General features: G+C 42.4%; 22 protein-coding genes. 19 read left to right on the top strand and 3 right to left on the bottom strand.

Annotated elements, in window-relative coordinates:
• Positions 1–13 precede the first annotated feature (13 nt).
• From JXR81_02975 to surE, 13 genes are all read left to right on the top strand, one after another.
• Positions 14–1,660, top strand: a complete 1,647-nt coding sequence (locus JXR81_02975) for a PorV/PorQ family protein (GenBank protein ID MBN2753810.1) — start codon at positions 14–16, stop codon at positions 1,658–1,660.
• A 13-nt stretch (positions 1,661–1,673) separates the two neighbouring features.
• Positions 1,674–2,474: a flagellar basal-body rod protein FlgF gene (gene flgF / locus JXR81_02970; protein ID MBN2753809.1), complete on the top strand. Its 801-nt coding sequence runs from the start codon at positions 1,674–1,676 to the stop codon at positions 2,472–2,474.
• Positions 2,475–2,513: 39 nt separating this feature from the next.
• Complete coding sequence (gene flgG / locus JXR81_02965) at positions 2,514–3,302, top strand: flagellar basal-body rod protein FlgG (protein ID MBN2753808.1); 789 nt, start codon at positions 2,514–2,516, stop codon at positions 3,300–3,302.
• 18 nt (positions 3,303–3,320) lie between these two features.
• The gene (gene flgA / locus JXR81_02960; GenBank protein MBN2753807.1) at positions 3,321–4,271 is read left to right on the top strand and encodes a flagellar basal body P-ring formation protein FlgA; all 951 of its coding nucleotides are present in this window, start codon (positions 3,321–3,323) and stop codon (positions 4,269–4,271) included.
• 28 nt (positions 4,272–4,299) lie between these two features.
• Entirely contained in the window at positions 4,300–4,917 is a 618-nt protein-coding gene (locus tag JXR81_02955) for a flagellar basal body L-ring protein FlgH (protein MBN2753806.1), read from the top strand.
• A gap of 55 nt (positions 4,918–4,972) precedes the next feature.
• Positions 4,973–6,100 carry a flagellar basal body P-ring protein FlgI gene (locus JXR81_02950; protein MBN2753805.1) on the top strand — a complete coding sequence of 376 codons (1,128 nt, stop codon included), beginning with the start codon at positions 4,973–4,975 and terminating at the stop codon, positions 6,098–6,100.
• Between the two features lie 13 nt (positions 6,101–6,113).
• Positions 6,114–6,476, top strand: a complete 363-nt coding sequence (locus JXR81_02945) for a rod-binding protein (protein MBN2753804.1) — start codon at positions 6,114–6,116, stop codon at positions 6,474–6,476.
• A 104-nt stretch (positions 6,477–6,580) separates the two neighbouring features.
• Positions 6,581–6,871, top strand: a complete 291-nt coding sequence (locus JXR81_02940) for a flagellar biosynthesis anti-sigma factor FlgM (protein ID MBN2753803.1) — start codon at positions 6,581–6,583, stop codon at positions 6,869–6,871.
• 11 nt (positions 6,872–6,882) lie between these two features.
• On the top strand, positions 6,883–7,398 hold the full coding sequence (flgN, locus tag JXR81_02935) for a flagellar export chaperone FlgN (GenBank protein MBN2753802.1): 516 nt from the start codon (positions 6,883–6,885) through the stop codon (positions 7,396–7,398).
• An 11-nt stretch (positions 7,399–7,409) separates the two neighbouring features.
• The gene (gene flgK, locus JXR81_02930) at positions 7,410–9,512 is read left to right on the top strand and encodes a flagellar hook-associated protein FlgK (protein MBN2753801.1); all 2,103 of its coding nucleotides are present in this window, start codon (positions 7,410–7,412) and stop codon (positions 9,510–9,512) included.
• 120 nt (positions 9,513–9,632) lie between these two features.
• Entirely contained in the window at positions 9,633–11,156 is a 1,524-nt protein-coding gene (gene lnt, locus JXR81_02925; protein ID MBN2753800.1) for an apolipoprotein N-acyltransferase, read from the top strand.
• Positions 11,153–11,881, top strand: coding sequence for an HAD-IIB family hydrolase (locus JXR81_02920; GenBank protein ID MBN2753799.1), 729 nt, complete (start codon positions 11,153–11,155; stop codon positions 11,879–11,881). The genes lnt and JXR81_02920 overlap by 4 nt, the downstream gene beginning before the upstream one ends.
• Positions 11,878–12,651, top strand: coding sequence for a 5'/3'-nucleotidase SurE (surE, locus tag JXR81_02915; protein ID MBN2753798.1), 774 nt, complete (start codon positions 11,878–11,880; stop codon positions 12,649–12,651). Before JXR81_02920 ends, surE begins: the two co-directional genes overlap by 4 nt.
• Positions 12,652–12,689: 38 nt before the next feature.
• On the opposite strand, the gene JXR81_02910 is transcribed toward surE, so the two are convergent.
• The 3 genes from JXR81_02910 to JXR81_02900 are packed head-to-tail and all read right to left on the bottom strand — an operon-like array spanning position 12,690 to position 14,108.
• Positions 12,690–13,184, bottom strand: coding sequence for a periplasmic heavy metal sensor (locus JXR81_02910; GenBank protein ID MBN2753797.1), 495 nt, complete (start codon positions 13,182–13,184; stop codon positions 12,690–12,692).
• A gap of 25 nt (positions 13,185–13,209) precedes the next feature.
• The gene (locus JXR81_02905) at positions 13,210–13,638 is read right to left on the bottom strand and encodes a zf-HC2 domain-containing protein (protein MBN2753796.1); all 429 of its coding nucleotides are present in this window, start codon (positions 13,636–13,638) and stop codon (positions 13,210–13,212) included.
• Positions 13,635–14,108: an RNA polymerase sigma factor gene (locus JXR81_02900; GenBank protein ID MBN2753795.1), complete on the bottom strand. Its 474-nt coding sequence runs from the start codon at positions 14,106–14,108 to the stop codon at positions 13,635–13,637. Before JXR81_02900 ends, JXR81_02905 begins: the two co-directional genes overlap by 4 nt.
• Positions 14,109–14,677: 569 nt before the next feature.
• Between JXR81_02900 and acpS the strand changes: the two genes are divergently transcribed.
• The 6 genes from acpS to JXR81_02870 all read left to right on the top strand — a co-directional run.
• Positions 14,678–15,046: a holo-ACP synthase gene (gene acpS / locus JXR81_02895; protein ID MBN2753794.1), complete on the top strand. Its 369-nt coding sequence runs from the start codon at positions 14,678–14,680 to the stop codon at positions 15,044–15,046.
• A gap of 2 nt (positions 15,047–15,048) precedes the next feature.
• A complete protein-coding gene (locus JXR81_02890; GenBank protein ID MBN2753793.1) occupies positions 15,049–16,593 on the top strand; it encodes an NAD(P)H-hydrate dehydratase in 1,545 nt (514 codons plus the stop codon).
• A 13-nt stretch (positions 16,594–16,606) separates the two neighbouring features.
• Positions 16,607–17,071 carry a hypothetical protein gene (locus tag JXR81_02885; protein ID MBN2753792.1) on the top strand — a complete coding sequence of 155 codons (465 nt, stop codon included), beginning with the start codon at positions 16,607–16,609 and terminating at the stop codon, positions 17,069–17,071.
• Positions 17,061–17,432, top strand: a complete 372-nt coding sequence (locus tag JXR81_02880; GenBank protein MBN2753791.1) for a hypothetical protein — start codon at positions 17,061–17,063, stop codon at positions 17,430–17,432. Before JXR81_02885 ends, JXR81_02880 begins: the two co-directional genes overlap by 11 nt.
• 34 nt (positions 17,433–17,466) lie before the next feature.
• Positions 17,467–18,282 (top strand): tetratricopeptide repeat protein, encoded by an 816-nt coding sequence (locus JXR81_02875; GenBank protein ID MBN2753790.1) that lies wholly within the window; start codon positions 17,467–17,469, stop codon positions 18,280–18,282.
• 5 nt (positions 18,283–18,287) lie between these two features.
• A partial coding sequence (locus JXR81_02870) for a thiamine-phosphate kinase (protein MBN2753789.1) occupies positions 18,288–18,669 on the top strand: 382 nt, incomplete at its 3' end.

Here is an 18,669-nt window from a genome sequence, read left to right as displayed (position 1 = left end):
AAGAGAGGGGAACATGAAAAAAATAATAACAGCGGTTATACTTTTACTGGCACTGGCGCAGTTTGCGTTTGCCGGAGCTTTTGATAAAGGCGGTGTGCTTGGTGTTGGCGGCAGGGCGCTTGGAATGGGCCATGCTTTCGGCGCGGTTGCCGATGACGGAAGCGCCGTATACTGGAACACGGCGGGTTTGACGCAGCTTGAAAGGGCGGAAGTTAACCTTTTTCTTGGGCCGCTGTTAAACGGAAAAGAATATTACACTTTTCTTTCGTTTGGTTCGCCTTTCTTTCAGGACACTGCCTGGCAGCTGTCCGTGCTTTCCCTTATACATAACGATAAAAACAATACAAAAGAATTTACTGTAATAGGCAGTTTTGCGTCCGCGCTTAACCTTGAAAGGACTTTTTCGGTGGGCGTAAACGTAAAGTATTTAAATTACAATTCCACAGCATCATACACAACATCATCAGGCACCACGCTTCAGGGAATAGCCAACGGGCTTGGGCTTGATCTTGGCGTTCTGTATCAATTACCTCTTCCTCAGTTTGGCAAAAAAATCAACCTTGGCCTTTTTATACAGGACATAGAGACCACATTGCATTGGCAGGGCGGGACCACAGAAGAGAAAATACCCACTATTTTTAAACTTGCCAGCGCTTATTACATAGACGACAACCTTTTAATGACAGCTGATCTTGATTTCTTTAATGACCTTAACATAAGCGGAATACCGCTTCAGGAACCAATTTATGATATCAGTGGAAATACTATTACAGCGCTTAAACCGGATCCGTACAGGTTACATGTGGGTGTTGAAGGCTGGTTCTTTAAAAGGCACCTTGGACTGCGCGGCGGATACACGGGTTTTGCCACAATGCAGGGCAGGCTTACCGGCGGCGTAACTTACAGGGAAGATATTTGGGAAGTTGACTATGCGTATATAGGACACGCGGAACATCTTGGAGATTCTCACAGATTTTCTGTTATTTTAAGGTTCGGCGCGGAAAGGGAAAAACTTACCGCTGTAAGCGTGGTAAGGCCTCCTAAAAATCTTAATTCATATCCGGCAAACGGCGCCATAAATCTGACATGGGAGCCAAATGAAGAACCCAATGTTACGGGCTACGCCATTTATATGAGCAAATCACCGGGTGCAAGGTATATACCTGTGGCGAAAAGAATAAAAGAAAATTACGTGACAATTGACGGCTTAAAGAACGGCACAAGGTACTACTTTGTAGTGGCATCAATTAATAACACATATCCGTCGGTTGAAAGCGCTTATAGTAATGAAGCTTCAGCAGTACCGGCGCCTGTGGTTCCGGGAACGCCGGAAATGTTCCCTGTAGCACAGACCAGAGAAGTAAGAAAGAACGGCGCTGTTGATGTTAAATGGGGAAGAAAGCCGCCTGCGAATATGGCAGGTTACAATATTTATATTACAGAAACGTCAGGTAAGGGTTATGTAAAGGTTAACCCGTCTCCTGTAAATGACACTCACTTTGTCGTAAAAGGGCTTGAAGTGGGCAAAAAATACTTCTTTGTAATAACATCGGTCACAAATGATGTTCCGCCGATAGAATCCAAGTTCAGCAAGGAATGGGCGGACGTGGCAAAACCTGAAGGAAGCATGTCAGAGAACGCGGCCGCAGGCCAGAGGTAACGGAGGTAATATAATGATAAGCGGATTATACACGGCAGCATCGGGGCTTATTGCCCAGACAGAACAGCAGGATGTAATCTCTAACAATCTTGCAAACGTCAATACTAACGGATATAAAAAAGACAGGGCGCTTTATATTACTTTTCCTGAAGTTTTTCTGCACAGGGTTCAGGATGAAAAAGCCGTTATACCGGGTGCCGGTTTAAGGGATTTAATGGTTCCCATAGGGACGGTAGGAAAAGGCGTTCAGCTTCGCGTGGACGGAATTAAGCCGTCCATAACCGAAGAAGGATCTTTTAATAATACGGATAATAAACTTGATTTTGCGATTAAGGGTGAAGGTATGTTTGTGGTAAATACCCCCAACGGCATCAGGTACACAAGGGACGGAAGTTTTTCTCTTGATTCAGAAGGCAGGCTTGTCACAAAGAACGGGCATGCGGTGCTTGGACAGTCAGGCGAGATTATAATAAACGGATCTGAAGTGCACGTGGATGAAGGCGGCAGGATATTTGTGGATAACGCGGAAATGGATACTTTCAGGGTGGCGCTTTTTGATAATACCACTCCGCTTAGAAAAGAAGGCGATAATCTTTTTTATATCCTTGACGGGCAGCTGCTTGCGGAAGATATTGATGTGGAAGAAACAACAGTGCTGCAGGGTTTTGTGGAATCAAGCAACGTGAATCCCGTGCGCGAAATGGTTGAAATGATTACAGCGTTCAGGGCTTACGAAGCTTCGCAGAAAGCAATAACAGCGCAGGATCAGACGCTGGATAAAGCGGTAAATGAAGTTGGAAGGACATCAATTTAATTAAAAGCCCTACAGGGCTAAACTGCAGGAGGTTTTAATATGTTAAGATCACTTTGGACGGCGGCAACAGGAATGGCTGCACAGCAGACAAACATAGATGTAATTTCAAACAACCTTTCAAACGTCAATACCACGGCGTTTAAGAAATCAAGGGCTGAATTTCAGGACCTTTTATATCAGACGATAAGGCCTGCCGGAGTAACTAATAATATGGGCGCACAGTATCCTACCCCGATAGAAATAGGGCACGGAACAAGGCTTGCGGCAACAACCAAGTCTTTTGCGCAGGGTGAAATTGTTCAGACCAATAATACATTTGATGTTGTGATTCAGGGAGATGGATTTTTTCAGGTACAGCTTCCCAACGGTGAAATGGCATATACCAGGGACGGTTCTTTAAAGATGGACGGTTCCGGAAACCTTGTAACTTCTGACGGTTATTTCATTGAACCGCAGGTGACTATTCCTTCGGAAGCCACACAGATTGTAATCAGGGAAAACGGTGAAATAATGGTGGGCGTTTCCGGCAATAACGAGCTTGAAATGGTGGGTACTTTAAGGCTTACAAGGTTTGCCAATCCGGCCGGCCTTGAAAGCATAGGTAAAAACCTTTACCGCGAAACCGAAGCGACAGGCGAACCGGTGGAAGGCACAGCCGGTTTTGACGGTTACGGAACAATAGGACAGGGAATGCTTGAATCTTCCAATGTAAAAGTGGTGGAAGAAATGATAAATCTTATTGCGTCACAGAGGGCTTATGAAATAAATGCCAAGGCAATAACGTCTTCGGATGAAATGCTTAAACTTGCAAATGACCTTAAGAGGTAATAAGCCGGGGCTGTTGATATGAAAAGGTTTATTTTTGTCTTTTTGACGGCGGTTTTTCTAATCCCGAACCTTCTTATCGGCGCGGTATCGGTAAACTTAAAGAGCGGTTCGGTGGAAATATCAGCCGAAAAGATATATGTAAAAGATGTGGCAGTGGTAATGTCGGATGATGGTGCGGCAAAGCAGAAAATAGAAGGTCTTTACGTTAAGATGTCGGCAATTCCGGGACACCGGGTAAGCGTTACCAGAGAAAGGCTTGAAAATATTATAAAAAAATATTACCCTGACGCGGATTTTTTCGGGGCGGAAAAAGTATATGTTGTAACCAGAAGCGCGAAGATAGATTACGACAAAATAACGGAAGCCGCCGTTAAGTATGTAACGGAAAATATGCCGTGGAAAAAAGAAGACGCTGAAATTATAACGAAAAACGCAAGGCGTGATATAAACCTTATTAAAGGCGAAGTTCTTTTAAAGGTAAAAGAGGGTAATTCAGTAAGTTTTAAGGGGAACGTGATAGTTCCCGTGGAAGTGTATGTAAACGGCAGGTTTGAAAAGATAGAACCGGTATCGCTTATAGTAAAGGTGACAACCGGCTGCCTTATGGCGGCAACTGATATGCCGCGGGGTTCTATACTGTCAGAGGACATGGTAAAAGAAATAAAAAAAGATATTACGGATATTTCCGGAGAGGTTTTAACAGACCTTTCGCAGGCAGAAGGGCTTTATACAAAACGCGGAATTCCCGCTGGCACTATTCTGCTGCAAAATATGTTTGACCGGCTTCCGCTTTTTAAAAGGGGGGAACCGGTAAGCGTTATAGTTAAGATAGGTTCATTATCAGTTGAAACAACAGGTATTCCCAATAAAGACGGCAAAGAGGGCGAACTGGTAAAGGTTAAGCTTCAGACCGGAAAGACCTTAGACGGAAAAGTAAGTCCTGACGGAAGGGTAATAATAGAAAAATAAAATGAAAAATTACATAAGGAGAAACGGCATGGCAAAAAAGTTTTTAATTTTCTTAATAACAGCCGCTTTTGTTATTATTTCCGCGGGTATAATATCCGCGGATGAAATTGCTGCAAATACAGATGATCTGGGCTCGATGTACACGGACCATAAAGCGTACAGGGTGGGCGATATTGTCACTGTGCTTGTGGTTGAAAGCACCCAGGCTGTGCAGTCAGCCTCTCTTAAAACAAATAAAAAAGCCGGGCTTGAAGCGGGAATGGGAATGAGCAACTGGGCAAACGGCGTATCCACTTCTTTCCCCAATGTGCCTTCGTGGGGCATGGGTGCTGAAGAGTATCAGGATGGCGGCGGTAAGACACAGCGCAGCGGTTCGCTGCTTGCAAGTATTTCCGCAAGGGTGGAAAAAGTGCTTTCAAACGGAAACCTTTACATAAAAGGCACAAAAGTGATTCAGATAAACGACGATAAGCAGAACCTTATAATAAAAGGCGTAATAAGGCCCGAAGACATAGCTTCAAACAATACCATATACTCAACAAATGTGGCTGATGCCATGATAGAGTATGAAGGCAACGGCCCAATAGGCGAAAAGACATCGCCCGGAATACTTACCAGATTTTTTGACTGGATAGGGCTGTTTTAACCGGAATTTACAACCCGTATTAAAGCGCGGGTAATTATAACGAGGTGATAAACGGATGAAGAAACTTTTAAAACCGGTATTAATGATATTACTTTTTGCCCTGATTGCAACTTCGCTTCTGGCTGTTGAATTAAGGGTAAGAAACATAGCAAGGTTTAAAGGCGTGCGCGACAACCAGCTTACAGGTTTCGGCCTTGTAGTCGGCCTTAAAGGCACAGGCGACAGGCAGACTACCGTGTTTACAAATCAGGCTGTGACAAATATGTTAAAACGCTTCGGCATAAATGATCCGTCTGAACAGATAAAAATAAGAAACGTGGCCGCGGTTATGGTTACCGCGCAGCTTCCTCCATTTGCAAAAAAAGGGGATAAGATTGACGTTGTAGTATCGTCAATGGGAGACGCCAAAAGCCTTGAAGGCGGAGTTCTTTTACAGACAGTCATGAAAGGCGCGGATGAAAAAATTTATGTTACAGGACAGGGCCCGGTTTCAACCGGTATCGGCGGAATGAACGTAAATCCGGGAATACATGCAAGCAAGCAGACTGTGGGAAGGGTTCCAAACGGCGGTTCTGTAGAAAAGGAAGTTCCGGTTACTTTTATGGATGATAAAAATGATATGTATCTTCTGTTAACAATTCCGGATTTCACCACCGCTTCAAGGGTGACGGATATTCTTAATTCACAGTTCTGGGCGACAGAGACAGGCACAACCGTGGCAAACGCGGTGGATGCCGGTACGATAAAAGTCCATGTGCCTTTTGATTTTCAGAATAATCCCGTTGAATTTGCGGCCGCGGTTGAAGGCCTTTACGTGGAAATTGAAGAACGTTCTGATAAAGTTGTAATAAACGAAAGGACAGGAACCGTTGTAATGGGCGCGGATGTGGCTATTGATACATGCGCTGTTGCTCACGGCGTATTTAATGTAAATATTAATGTGGTTAAACAGATATCTCAGCCTGCGCAGTATCTGCCGGGTGCTTCTGCAATGGAATATGAAAATTCCAACATTAAGGTTGAAGGCGCGGGCAATCAGTTAATATCGCTTCCGCAGGGAGTGGATGTACTGGATTTGGTAAATGCTTTAAATACTCTTGGCGCTTCACCTAAAGATATTATAAGCATATTACAGGCGATAAAAGCTGCCAATGCGCTTCACGGCACGCTTGAAATCCTATAAGGAAGTGATTTAAGTGTCAAATTTTCTTGGCGGCGCGGAAATATCCGCGCGCACAGAGATGCTTGGGCTAACAAATCAGCTTAAGAATGCTGAAATGCAGGCGCAAAAAGCGGAAAACACAGGCGGGGCAAATTCTGCGGACAGAGTGAAGAAAACTGCTGTTGAATTTGAATCAATTTTTCTGGGTTATATGCTTAAACAGATGAGAAAAACCGTGCCTGATGACCCGCTTTTTGGTAACAGCACGGCTAAAGATATATTCTACGACATGCATTACGATAATATGGCAAAGGAAATGGCAAAAGCCGGCGGTATAGGCCTTGCGACAATATTGTATAACCAGCTGTCTAAAATGGACGGAAATACGCAGAAATAGCACGTTTTATCCATTTCTTTTCATTTCTCCCAAAAAAAACTAAAGTTTTTTTCTTTTTATCCGATATATTACTATAAGAAAGAATAATAAAGGAGGTAATTAAAATGGCAGACAACAACATTGGGAACATAAATCCGCTTATTTCGCAGGGCATTAAGGATATTTCCGGAAGAAACCAGCAGGTAATAAAGCAGGACGCCGCGGCTACCGGCGGTGTTTTGGATAAAGTTGAAATATCAAAGCAGGCAAAGTTAATAGGTAAAGCACTGATGGAAATCAATAAAATGGATGAAATAAGGGTTGATTTGGTTGAAAAAGCAATTGATAACAAAGTGGCTGAAACCGGAAAAGTACCGGCGCATGTCCTTGCGGCCAAACTTCTTATGGAAGATTAGGCGTATATTTTATGATAAATACGGAGACCGCGGGAAAGTTTATTAAATGCGTAGAGGCGCAAAAAGCACTTTATCTGAAATTAAAACCTGTTGTAGCGGAAGAAAATAAATTACTTTCTGAAAGAAAGGTTAAGAACCTTGAATCCCTTATAAAAAAACAGGAAGATATGATTATATCCATAAAAAATCTTGAAGAGGAAAAGATGGAGCTTTTTAAGGAACTGGCGCTGCAGGCGGGTTTTAAAAAAGAAGAACCTGTGAAGCTGCAGGATGTAATTGAAAAAGCCGGGGAAAGTTTAAAAAAAGCCGGCGAAGCGGTGGAAAACCTTATGGCTGTCGTGCGTGAAGTTGACGGTTTAAACGCAGGCAACGCGCACCTTATAAAAGAATACCTTGGCGTTATGGATTTCACGGCCAAACTTAAAGAAAAAATGAATAATAAAACAGCTACAACATATACGGACAGCGGAATAATTAACGAAAAAAAAGCAGAGCAGCAAAAATCAAAATTTGACACAAAAATATAGGAGGGTTTAAGATGAGCATATTAATAGGGCTGGAAGCTGCGTTAAAATCAATGAGGGCAAGTACAACCGCCATAAATACGGCATCGCACAATATTGCCAATATGAATACTGACGGTTATTCCAGGCAGGCGGCCAATATATCCGCGACACAGCCGCTTAATAATCCCAACGGCGCGGGGCAGCTGGGAACAGGTTCGGAAGTCTCTTATATTCAGAGAATAAGAAACCTTTATCTTGATACTCAGATAAGGACGGAACTTGGCAATCTTGGGGAAGCGGAAATTTTGTCAGATACATATCAGACACTTGCCGCAATGTTTCCGGAAGTAAGCGGTGTAACAACGTCAGGCATATCGGTTCAGCTTGAAGCTTTCTGGAAAGGCTGGGAAAATCTTGCTGTTGAATTTACCAAACCGGCTGCTGACAGGGATATTGAGAGCGCAAAAAATCAGATTTACTCGGCTGCCAAGGGGCTTGCAAGCCTGGTAAGGTCAAGGTCTTCTTCTTTAATGAGCCTTCAGATGGATTTAAATTCGGCATTAAGATTAAATGTTCAGGAAGCAAATGATTATATTAAACAGATTGCATCCTTTAATCAGTCAATCATTAAAGCGCAGTCAACAGGGCAGATACCCAATGATATCCTTGATAAAAGGGAACAGGCAATACAGAACCTTTCTAAAATCATGAATGTTTATGTGGCGCAGAGATCTGACGGAGCTTCTGTTATTACTATAGGCGGAAGGATACTGGTAAACGGAGCGGAATATAACAGGCTTGCCACGATGGCAGGTACTAAAGATCCAAAACTGGAAGATATAGGTATTATAGATTCCGGAGCGTCGCCGGTAAACATTACAAAAAATATAGACTCGGGCAAACTGGCCGGACTGATAGAGGCAAGGGACGTGGTTATTCAGGGTTATATTACCGATCTTGATATTCTTGCCAGCAGTATGATTACAGTGGTTAACAAGATTCACAGGACGGGTGTGACAGATGTGGCAGGCACCCTTACGCAGAACGACAGGGAATTTTTCACCGGCACAAGGGCAGCTGATTTTGGTGTAAGCGAAGAACTGCAGGGCGGAACCATGATTAACGATACAAAGTATCAGGAAGGGGATCTGGCACAAATAATCGCGAATCTGGATAATAAATTAATGAGTAACTGGGTGACTTCAAACATGCTTGCGGGAATCACATCGGATTCCACGCTTGGCAGCACGGGCAAACTGATAATAAACAGTATTGAAATTGATTTTGCGGCTACAGATACTGTGCGCGACCTTATACAGAAGATAAATATCAACGTGGAAGACTTTATGGCTGTTTTTGACGACACTAATAATTCCTTTTTTATGACAGGAAGCCAGTATTTTAATATAGAAGAGACAGATGCTTCGGGAAACCCTGTTGTTCCTCCGGTTTTACTTAACAAGATAAAGATGTTTCAGGAGCAGGTAAGCGCGGCACCGGTGAATTATTTTGCGTCAGCCACCGGGAACAAGGTGGTTGGAGCTTCTTCGTGGGCGCTTCAGCAGAGCAAGTTTTCAACGGAACCATCATCTTCAGGTACGGTAGTAGTTAATTTTGAAGGGCAAAACTATGAAATAGACTGGAATGAATCACAGATTATTAACCTTACAACTATGAATATTGGTTTTATTGATTCAAATGCCGCGAAACCGAATTTTGTACTTTCCACTTTCAGGGCAAATGAACAGAAAATATATTTCTCATCCGGTATAAACAGCGGCACTGATGCTAACAGGGTTCCTCCGTTTATGATTTATGACCAGGAAGGAAATTTCACAAAGACAATGAACCTTATAGGCGCGGTAAGGTTCCAGGATCATTTTGAATCCACCATGGGTAAATTAAAAGGAGCCCTTAACAGCGCGCTTAATGTAGAATCACAGTATGAAACTACAACCAATTCTCTTAAGGGCATGCAGTCTGAAGTTACCGCGGTGGATGAAAACGCGGAGATTGCGAAAGCCAAACTTTACCAGCGTTCTTATGACGCGTCGGTCAGGCTGATGGCGGTAATAGATCAGATGTTAAACATGCTGATAAACAGGATGGGTACTCCTTCCTCTGATATTCAGTAAATAAATAATTAACAAAAGCCCGGGCGTAAAGGCCCGGGCTTTTTTATTTGCCGCCGTTGACAAACGCAATGCGCTGGTATATCATTAAACGTTTTAAAATATAACCCGAAAGGTAATGTTATGAAAATACACTTTATTTTATTGGCCTTATTATCGTCTTTAATTCTTGCGTTTTCTTTCCCGAATATAATATATCAGGGCCTTTTTGTACCTTCGTTTTTTTTAATATGGTGCGCGTTTATTCCTGTTTTTTATGTAATATTTAAAGAAGATAATACAAAGCACGCTTTTTGGTTTTCTTATTTCTCGGGATTTGTGTTTTATGCGATAGGGTTATATTGGTTAAAAAATGTTTATCCTATGGGTGCTTTCGCTTATGTTTCGTGGTTTGCATTGTCAGCTTATCTGCCTTTGTGGATTGCCGTTCCGGCAGCTTTATCTGTCATATTAAAAAAGCGTTTTGGGACACAGGTGCTTCTATCCCTTCCGGCGTTATTAACGTTTGGGGAATATATAAGGGAGTGGCTCTTTTCAGGTTTTCCTCTTTTAACTCCGGCGCAAAGCCAGTTTATGTTTCCGGAATCACTGCAGATATTAAAAATAACGGGGGTTCATGGTTTAAATTATATTATTTATTTTGTGAACACCGCGGCCGCTTTATTGCTTCTTAAACAGCTGAATATAAAAGAGAAACAGAATATCACCGCGCTTGCGGTTTTTAGTTCGGTTTTTATATGCGCTGTTATATCGCCGTTTTTATTTAAAGACATTAAAAGTACCGGAAAGCCCTATAACGCGGTTATACTGCAGGCGAATATAGACCAGGATGTTAACTGGGATGTTAATTACAGGATAAAGGTTTTAGGGACAATGCAGCAGATGGTTAAAGAAGCTGAGAAGTGCGAACCGGATATTTTTGTATGGCCGGAAACGGGTTTTCCGGGTATGTTCGCGGCAGATGCTTTAGCGTCCGCGGAAATAACGGGCTGGACACAAAAACCGGCGGTGCATCTTATTGGTTCGGATTATTCGGTTTATAAAGACGGGGAGATGAAATATTATAACAGTATTTTCGCGCTGTCAGGTGACGCGAAAATAACAGGTAGTTATTCCAAATTCCACCTTGTCCCGTTCGGCGAATATGTACCGTTTGCATCCACATTTAAGTTTGTTAAAAAGGTGGTAAGGCGGTATGGGTATATTGGTTTTGAAAAAGGGGAAAAAATAGAACCTGTGCCGGCAGGCGCTTATAAAACAGCTCCGCTTGTGTGCTATGACGGGTTATTTCCCGAAATAAGCAGGCGGTTTGCATATAAAGGGGTGGATTTTTTCGCGCACCTTTCTTATGAAACCTGGTATGCAAGGTCAGCCGCGTCAGCGCAGATTTTTACAAATACGCTTTTAAGGGCTGTGGAAAATGACAGATACCTTGTACGTTGTGTGGCATCGGGTATTTCCGGTATAGTATCCAACAGGGGGGATATAGTCATAAGTTCCGGGCTTTTTGAAAAGGCCATGCTTTGCGGCAGGATTTACATTGATGAAAATCAAAAAAAGACGCCATACACAAAATATGGAGACTGGTTTCCGTTTTTAATGCTTATACTTTTAGGCTTTGCCGCTTTTCTTCAGAGGAAAAAATGATAACACTTATAAGTGACGTTGACGGAACCCTGCTGGGAGACCCGGCTGCGTTAAATGAGTTGAATGAGTATATTACGGAACACAGGGATTCTTTTCATCTTATTTATGCAACAGGAAGGGATGTAACGGAAATGAACAGGGGAATTTTTACCGAAGGCCTTATAATGCCGGATGCGGCCATTTTAAGCACCGGTTCGGAAATTTACACGGTTGAAAGCGGAGCTTTTCTGCCGGATGTTCAGTGGGAAAGTATTATTTCAGCTTCTTGGGATAAAAATAAAGTGGAAGAAGCGGCAAAGAAAGTGGAAGGTCTAATGACCCAGGGCAAGTCGGAAAAATTAAAAGTGTCTTATTTTATAGACCCTTCAGCCGCTGAGCAGATAAGGTGCAGGTTCCGGAAGCTTTTTAAAGAACAGGGGATAAAGGCGAAAATTATAATCAGCCACGAAAAGTATCTGGATATAATACCCGAGAACTGCGATAAGGGAAAAGCAGCGGAGTTTCTTATTAAAAAATTAGCTATGTCATATGACAGTTCTGTTGTGGCCGGTGACAGTGAAAACGACACAGATTTATTTGAATCTTTTTATCACGGCATAGTTGTGGGCAATGCCCGGCACGGGCTTAGGTTAAGCACTCAGAACAGGGATTTTTATATGGCGGGAACTGATTACGCGGCAGGTGTACTGGAAGGTTTAAAATACTACATGCAGAGGCTAAAGTGAGAGCTGCAAATAAACCGCTGATAGTGATTTCCAATGATGACGGGATAAAAGCCGCCGGGATAAAAGCTTTATATGATGAATTTATAAAATTTGCCGATGTGTTTGTAATTGCCCCTGAAAGCGAGAAAAGCGGGGCATCGCATTCGGTTACGATTCACAAACATTTAAAGGTTAAAAAGGTAAAATTCGGAAAATCCGCGGGATACAGTGTTGCCGGTACGCCGGCTGACTGTGTTAAACTGGCTATATTTAATCTGCTGAAAAAAGCTCCGGATATGGTGGTGTCGGGTATTAACCACGGCCCGAATTACGGGAAATTCATTATCTATTCCGGAACTGTAGGCGCTGCCACAGAAGCGGCGCTTTTGGGTATTCCGTCTGTCGCGGCATCCATCAATGATTATGAAAAAGATGCAGACTTTAAAAGGGCGGCTGTTGTCACGGCGGATGTTGTGAAAAAAGTCCTGTCAGGAAAGGTCAAAATAAAAAAATATTCACTGTTAAATATAAATGTGCCGGCGTCAGCGGTTATGATTAAAGGCGTTAAAGTCACGCATAAAGCTAATGACGAATTCAGAGAAAAGTACCTTGAAAAAAAGCATAAAGGCAAAACAGTATATTTCTGGCATGTTGTTGAAAGGGTAAAGGTAAAAGGGCCCGCTTCGGATATTGACTGGGTGGATGACGGTTATATAACTGTTACTCCGCTGCATTTTGACCTGACAGACAGAAATTCCCTGAAACAATTAGAAAAGAATTTTATAAAATAAAAAGCACGCCCTTTGCAGGGCGTGCTTTTTATTGGTATTTATTTTAAGCCGGTTTTTTTATCTTCGTGTTTCCCAAAGAAACCCTTCTTTTTAAAAGCGTCTTTTTTTGTTTCCATCAGAAGAATCAGCTTTTTATTCTGTTCGGGGGTAAGAATTTTTTTAACTTCCAGCATGTCATTTAAACGCAGTTTCATCAGGGCTTTCTGGCTTTCGGATATTTTATCGCAAGTGGCGTCAAGTTTCTTTGTGTCAGGGGCGTCTTTTTCAATTTCTTCTTTTTGTTCCATGAAAGTCATATGGATTTCATGCCTTAAATTCAGGGTTTTTTCGCGGGATTCGCTGCGCAGCTGTTTTATCTTAAGAAGCTGGTCCTGTGTAAGGTCAAGTTCTTCGTAAAGGTCAAAAATACCGTCAGCGCCTACAACGCCGGGACCGTTTCCGGGTTTGTCCCTGTGAGGGGTGTTTCCTGAAGCAAATAAAGGCACAGCTGTTAAAACCGCAATTAAAACCATTAATAAAGAAAACTTTTTCATGTAAATAAACCTCCTTAAATATTGTTTAGTATGCATAAGTCACATACTCTATATTTGACGGTATTTCATTATCGTATGTCTCGTTTGATTGCGCATAGGAATCATAAATGAATGCGGCAAGTTCGTCTTCCTGGTTTTTAGGGGCGCTTGTAAGTTTTAATAGTGAAAACAGCAGTAAAAGTGAGAGTGCAAAAGCTGTTATGGGAACAGGTTTTAAAAAGGGAATAGAAAAGCCTCTCTTTTGAGATGTAGATGCTTTTATATTACGGTACACCGCGTCAGGCACGGGTTCAAGAGTGTTCCTGAATATTGTCCTGATTTCGTTAATGGCATTGTTTTGTGCCATGCACGAAGGGCAGTGTTTTAAGTGTGTGGATATTTCAAGCATTTCTGTCGGCGGAAGCGCCCCTTTTTTCATATCGTAAAGTTTTTCTGTTACGTCTTTACATTTCATCTTATTACCTCCTTAGCCAGTATTTCCCGCAGTTTTACAATGGCCCTGCTTGCTCTTGATTTTACAGTTCCGGTCTTGGTCTGCAGGATTTCGGCAATTTCCTCATATTTAAAGCCGCCTATTTCGGATAAAAGCAGGACAGCTTTGTGGTCATCGTCAAGTTTATCTATAAGGGAATAGAAGGAAAGGTTGTCGGGCATTGATACCGTTGTTTCCGGTTCCATCTTTTCCAGTTTGTCCCTGTGAGTGGACTGCCGCCTTATATAGTCAATACTGCTGTTTATCGCCATGCGGTACAGATAGGTTTTAATATCCGAATCACCGCGGAAAGAGTCCAGGCTGTTGTGCAGTTTGATAAATACGTTCTGCGTGACATCCTGGGCGTCATCGCGGTTTCTAAGCATGCCCAGCGCCACGTTGTAAACGTACTTTCCGTGTTGCTTGTATATTTTATCCAGCCGGCTGTCCATTTATTTATGGGCTCCTTTAAAGCTTCAAAATTTAGACGTTTGTATCATAAATCCGGTTCCATAAAAGAAAGCGGTAAATTTATTAAATTATAACAGAAAACAAACGCATCTTTACCTTTAATCGTAGAGGCGCAGCATGTTGCGTCTCGCATTTGATTTTGGTGCGACAGTTGCGTTGTCTATGGGATTATGGTTTATGTATTGGTAGACGCGGGTCTTCAGCCCGCGCGGTTTTGATTTGGGGTTTTGTTCTGAGAACTGCGTTTTTTAAGGCGCGTTGTTTATAGAAAAAATGTCCCTGCTTCTTTCGGTCGTAAACTTGTTTCATTGCAGGGATTTACGCTCGCACGCTCGCTTCAACCGCGGGCTAAAGACCCGCGTCTACCATGACAAAACCAATTCTTCAAGCCGCTGAGCTGCCGAACTTCTTAGCTACAGTTTTATTTTGGATATGGGATGTGAATTATTTCACCGCTGCTTTGAATAACAAACGAAAGAATTGTGTATATTGCCGGGTGAAATTTGTTGTATAATACTTTAAAATATATCTCAAAGGATAAATATTCATTATGATACGGGGAATAGGGATAGACATTACAGATGTCAAAAAATTAAAAACGGCCGTAAGGCGTAATAAGCGGTTTCTTTTACGCGTGTTTAATCAGTTTGAAATTGATTACTGCTCCGGTAAGAAAAATTCTATGCTGCACTTTGCCGGCAGGTTTGCGGTTAAAGAGGCGTTTATTAAAGCGGTATCGGATGTAAAGGGAATTGCTTTAAATTCTATCAGCACATCAAACAACAAAAACGGAAAGCCGGAAATTCAGATAACTCCGGAAATTAAAAAGATAATGGCTATGAAAAAAGCAAAGAGTATACTAATTACAATTTCGCATACGGATACGGCCGCGGCAGCGGTTTGCATACTGGAGGGTTAAAAATGTACCTTGTTGATTCCGCTTCAATGAAAGCAATTGACTCTGTTGCAACAGAAAAATTCGGCGTTCCCGCATCCATATTAATGGAAAACGCGGGCGCGAATACTGTCACCGCAATGACAAATGAATATGGGGCGCTTGCCTACCGTAATATTGCAGTCTTCTGCGGCGCCGGAAATAACGGCGGCGACGGCTTTGTAATCGCGCGTCATTTGTTAAGTGAAGGCGCTGTGGTGGCGGTTTTTCTTACGGGTGATGAAAGTAAGATGTCCCCTGAATCAAAGCAAAATATGGAATTGGTGAAAAAGTATGGAATAGCGGTTGTAAAACTTGAATCGCTGGAAGATATTAACCGGCATAACCGGATGATAACATTAAGCGATATCCTGGTGGACGCTCTTATAGGCACGGGATTAAGCAGGGATGTTGACGGATTCATGGCGCAGCTTATTGTTTACATTAACACCCTTAATAAAAGGACTGTTTCTGTTGATATACCGTCAGGTGTTGACGCGGACACAGGCAATATTAATGGCGTGGCGGTTTACGCGGATTTAACCGTTACTTTTGGCCTTCCAAAAACAGGTATGGCAGTTTTCCCGGGGCACGCAAATACAGGCAAACTTGTGGTGGCGGACATTAATTTTCCGCCGGAATTATTATTACAGCCAAGGCCTGATGTCCTTGTAACAGCGGAGTTGATTGGCCCGCTTATGCCGTACAGACAGCCAAATGCCAATAAAGGCAGTTTTGGCCCCATATTTATACTTGGCGGTTCGCCCGGTTTAAGCGGCGCTGTTGTGCTTGCCGCAAAAGCCGCTTTAAGAAGCGGTGCGGGGATAGTAAACGTGGGTATTCCGGAATCGCTTCACGGTGTTGTAAAACCGGGCTGCGATGAAATGATTGTAACAAGCCTGAAAGAAACTTCAAAAGGGATGCTGGCATATTCTAATAAAGAAAATATATTAAAACTGTGCGCTGCCGCGAAAGTCGTAATAATAGGGCCGGGTATAGGAAGGGACCCGGAAACGCAGAAACTTGTAAGGGAACTGGTATCAGAGTTAAAAAAACCGCTTGTGATAGATGCCGACGGCATAAACGCTGTTGCAGCAGACAAAAACTGCTTGAAAAATAATACCAAAGATGTTATTATGACACCACATATTGGAGAAATGGCAAGGTTGTGTGGTATCGAAATATCCGAAGTAATAAAGGGAAAAATAAAGGTTTTAAAGGATTTTACCGCGTCTTTTGGAATTAATGTTCTTTTAAAAGACGGCAGGTCAATGCTTGCCGATCCTCAGGGAAATATGTACGTGAATACAACCGGCAATTCCGGAATGGCAACACCCGGAAGCGGTGACGTTTTAACCGGACTTATCGCGGCTTTAATGGCTCACGGAATGCAGTCGGTTCAGGCGGGAATACTTGGAAGTTATATTCACGGGCTTGCCGGGGACTTATTACTTTCAGAAACAAGTGAAGAAGGCATAACAGCAGGAGACATTGCTTTAAATATTCCAAAAGCTATTATGAAGCTTAAATAAACAGGAGGCTTACATGGTTGTCCCAATACTGCTTATTCTTATCTCTTTTCTTTTTATCCTTATGTGGGGCTGGATAATTTCCATTTTTTCCGCGAATCTGGGCATATCTAAAAAGATAGACGAACTTATAAACCAGCCTTTAACGGTGGAACAGAAGCAGGAGCTTGACGACCTGCAGCTGGATCTTGACATAAACGCGTTCAGAGCGCGTAACGCCAAAAGGGTTGTTTTAATTTTCTCTTTTCTGTATGTTATAGCCGCGCTGGCGCTTATCTGGGTTAATAACCGTTATGGTTTATATACCTATGACGGCCTGTTTTCTACGATTAAACTTACCATGCTTATTGTCATATTGTTTTTTGTGCCTTCGTATATCGGACTTGAACTTATCAGCAACACACAGGGCGCGTCTGACAACATAGGCGCACGCCTTAAATTTACGCAGGAATTAAAACCGGGAGAGGAAGTTGAAGTTTAAAAGCTCTCTTATATTACTTTTAACATCGGTTTTATTTGCGGCAGGCTGCGCAGGCATTCCTAAAGGCACAAATCAGATACTTGATTTCAAAATAATGCCTGATAAAGGGCTTGCCTCAGGCACCATTGTTTCAATTGAAGTAAAAACCACCGATATAATAGAAAAAGTTTCCGGCAGTGTTGAAGTGCCGGGTGCTTTTAAAGTTCCGTTAAAGTTTGACAGCGTTAAAAAAATATGGGCGTTTAAAGCCATGATACCTATGGGAATAGCAATTCCAAAAGGCGAATATACAGCCTGGGTGGAAGCGGTGGCAAAAGACGGCCAAATTTATAAAGCAGAAAAAAAGGTAACCACTTACTGAGAAAAGTGCGGCCGTAAAAAAAGGGGAAATTGAAATGCCTTCCGTAAATAAAAAAAAGAAAACAGCAAAGAAAAAAAGCACGGTAAAATCATCTGTCAAAGAACAGCAGATTCCGGCTAAAAAAAGCAATGCAAGTTTAATTGCGCTTATACTTATTTCGTCGGTAATCCTGACGGGGGTATTAATGGCCGTTGACCGTTTTACCGCTTGGGGAAATGATGAAAAACTTATAGACAGGGCGCTGGAATCCGCCGAAAAAAATGCTATTTATAAGAAATATCCGGAGGTAATAAAGAATTACAGTTATATCGTGAACCGCTGGGAAAATGATGAAAATTATAAAGATCATGTCAGGCAGGCAAAACTTGGAATTGCCAAGGCGTATAAGGACAGCCAGCAGTTTATTCCAGCAATTGAAGGGTATAAAGAACTAATAGAAGAATATGCCTCTGAAAAAGGCGATATGTATGCCTGGCTTATGCTGGAACTTGGGGAGTGTTATAACAGTATTCTTAACACAAATGACGCCTTAAAGACATACACGGAAATAACAAAGCAGTACCCTGACACGGACTGGTCCGCGGAAGCTGTGTTTGGAATTGCGGACGCTTACCGGAATAACGGCGATAATGGCAAGGCTATGTATTATTACAATAAAATAGTGGAAAAATATAAACAGGGTTTTTTAAGCGCCGAAGCGCTTACAAGCATAGGCAAGATATATGAAAGTGACGGAGATGACAAGCGCGCGCTGGAAATATATACAAGGGTTGTGAAAGAATACCCTGAAATAGTGACCGAATACGCTAAAATGAGGCAGACCGTCCTGAATGAACGCGTAAAGAACTGATATTTATGAGGGAATTTAAATTTATTTCCGAAATAAAATCCCGGATAACGGTTAAAGATAAGTCCCTGATAAAAGGCATCGGCGATGACTGCGCCGTAATAAAAGAAAACGGCAGAAATTTGCTGATTACCACCGATTCTTTTTACGAAAACACCCACTTTAAAAGGAAATACTTTACCCCCATGCAGATTGGCGCAAAAGCCGCGGCTATAAATATTTCTGATATATGCGCTATGGGGGGAATCCCGGAATACATGTTTGTGAATATAGGGGTGCCAAAAAAAGATTCCGGTAATTATGCCGGCCTTATAATGCGGGGAATACTGGCTTACGCGGAAAATTATGGTATAGTGCTTGCGGGCGGGGATACAATAAAGTCTGATAAGG

This window comes from Candidatus Goldiibacteriota bacterium, from assembly GCA_016937715.1.
Taxonomy (GTDB): domain Bacteria; phylum Oederibacteriota; class PGYV01; order PGYV01; family PGYV01; genus PGYV01.
This window is presented reverse-complemented; position numbering and strand designations above follow the sequence as displayed.

Coding starts and splice junctions, on each gene's coding strand:
- JXR81_02975 (MBN2753810.1), top strand. CDS start 14: ATGAAAAAAATAATAACAGCGGTTATACTTTTACTGGCACTGGCGCAG.
- flgF (MBN2753809.1), top strand. CDS start 1,674: ATGATAAGCGGATTATACACGGCAGCATCGGGGCTTATTGCCCAGACA.
- flgG (MBN2753808.1), top strand. CDS start 2,514: ATGTTAAGATCACTTTGGACGGCGGCAACAGGAATGGCTGCACAGCAG.
- flgA (MBN2753807.1), top strand. CDS start 3,321: ATGAAAAGGTTTATTTTTGTCTTTTTGACGGCGGTTTTTCTAATCCCG.
- JXR81_02955 (MBN2753806.1), top strand. CDS start 4,300: ATGGCAAAAAAGTTTTTAATTTTCTTAATAACAGCCGCTTTTGTTATT.
- JXR81_02950 (MBN2753805.1), top strand. CDS start 4,973: ATGAAGAAACTTTTAAAACCGGTATTAATGATATTACTTTTTGCCCTG.
- JXR81_02940 (MBN2753803.1), top strand. CDS start 6,581: ATGGCAGACAACAACATTGGGAACATAAATCCGCTTATTTCGCAGGGC.
- flgN (MBN2753802.1), top strand. CDS start 6,883: ATGATAAATACGGAGACCGCGGGAAAGTTTATTAAATGCGTAGAGGCG.
- flgK (MBN2753801.1), top strand. CDS start 7,410: ATGAGCATATTAATAGGGCTGGAAGCTGCGTTAAAATCAATGAGGGCA.
- lnt (MBN2753800.1), top strand. CDS start 9,633: ATGAAAATACACTTTATTTTATTGGCCTTATTATCGTCTTTAATTCTT.
- JXR81_02920 (MBN2753799.1), top strand. CDS start 11,153: ATGATAACACTTATAAGTGACGTTGACGGAACCCTGCTGGGAGACCCG.
- JXR81_02910 (MBN2753797.1), bottom strand. CDS start 13,184: ATGAAAAAGTTTTCTTTATTAATGGTTTTAATTGCGGTTTTAACAGCT.
- JXR81_02905 (MBN2753796.1), bottom strand. CDS start 13,638: ATGAAATGTAAAGACGTAACAGAAAAACTTTACGATATGAAAAAAGGG.
- JXR81_02900 (MBN2753795.1), bottom strand. CDS start 14,108: ATGGACAGCCGGCTGGATAAAATATACAAGCAACACGGAAAGTACGTT.
- acpS (MBN2753794.1), top strand. CDS start 14,678: ATGATACGGGGAATAGGGATAGACATTACAGATGTCAAAAAATTAAAA.
- JXR81_02890 (MBN2753793.1), top strand. CDS start 15,049: ATGTACCTTGTTGATTCCGCTTCAATGAAAGCAATTGACTCTGTTGCA.
- JXR81_02885 (MBN2753792.1), top strand. CDS start 16,607: ATGGTTGTCCCAATACTGCTTATTCTTATCTCTTTTCTTTTTATCCTT.
- JXR81_02875 (MBN2753790.1), top strand. CDS start 17,467: ATGCCTTCCGTAAATAAAAAAAAGAAAACAGCAAAGAAAAAAAGCACG.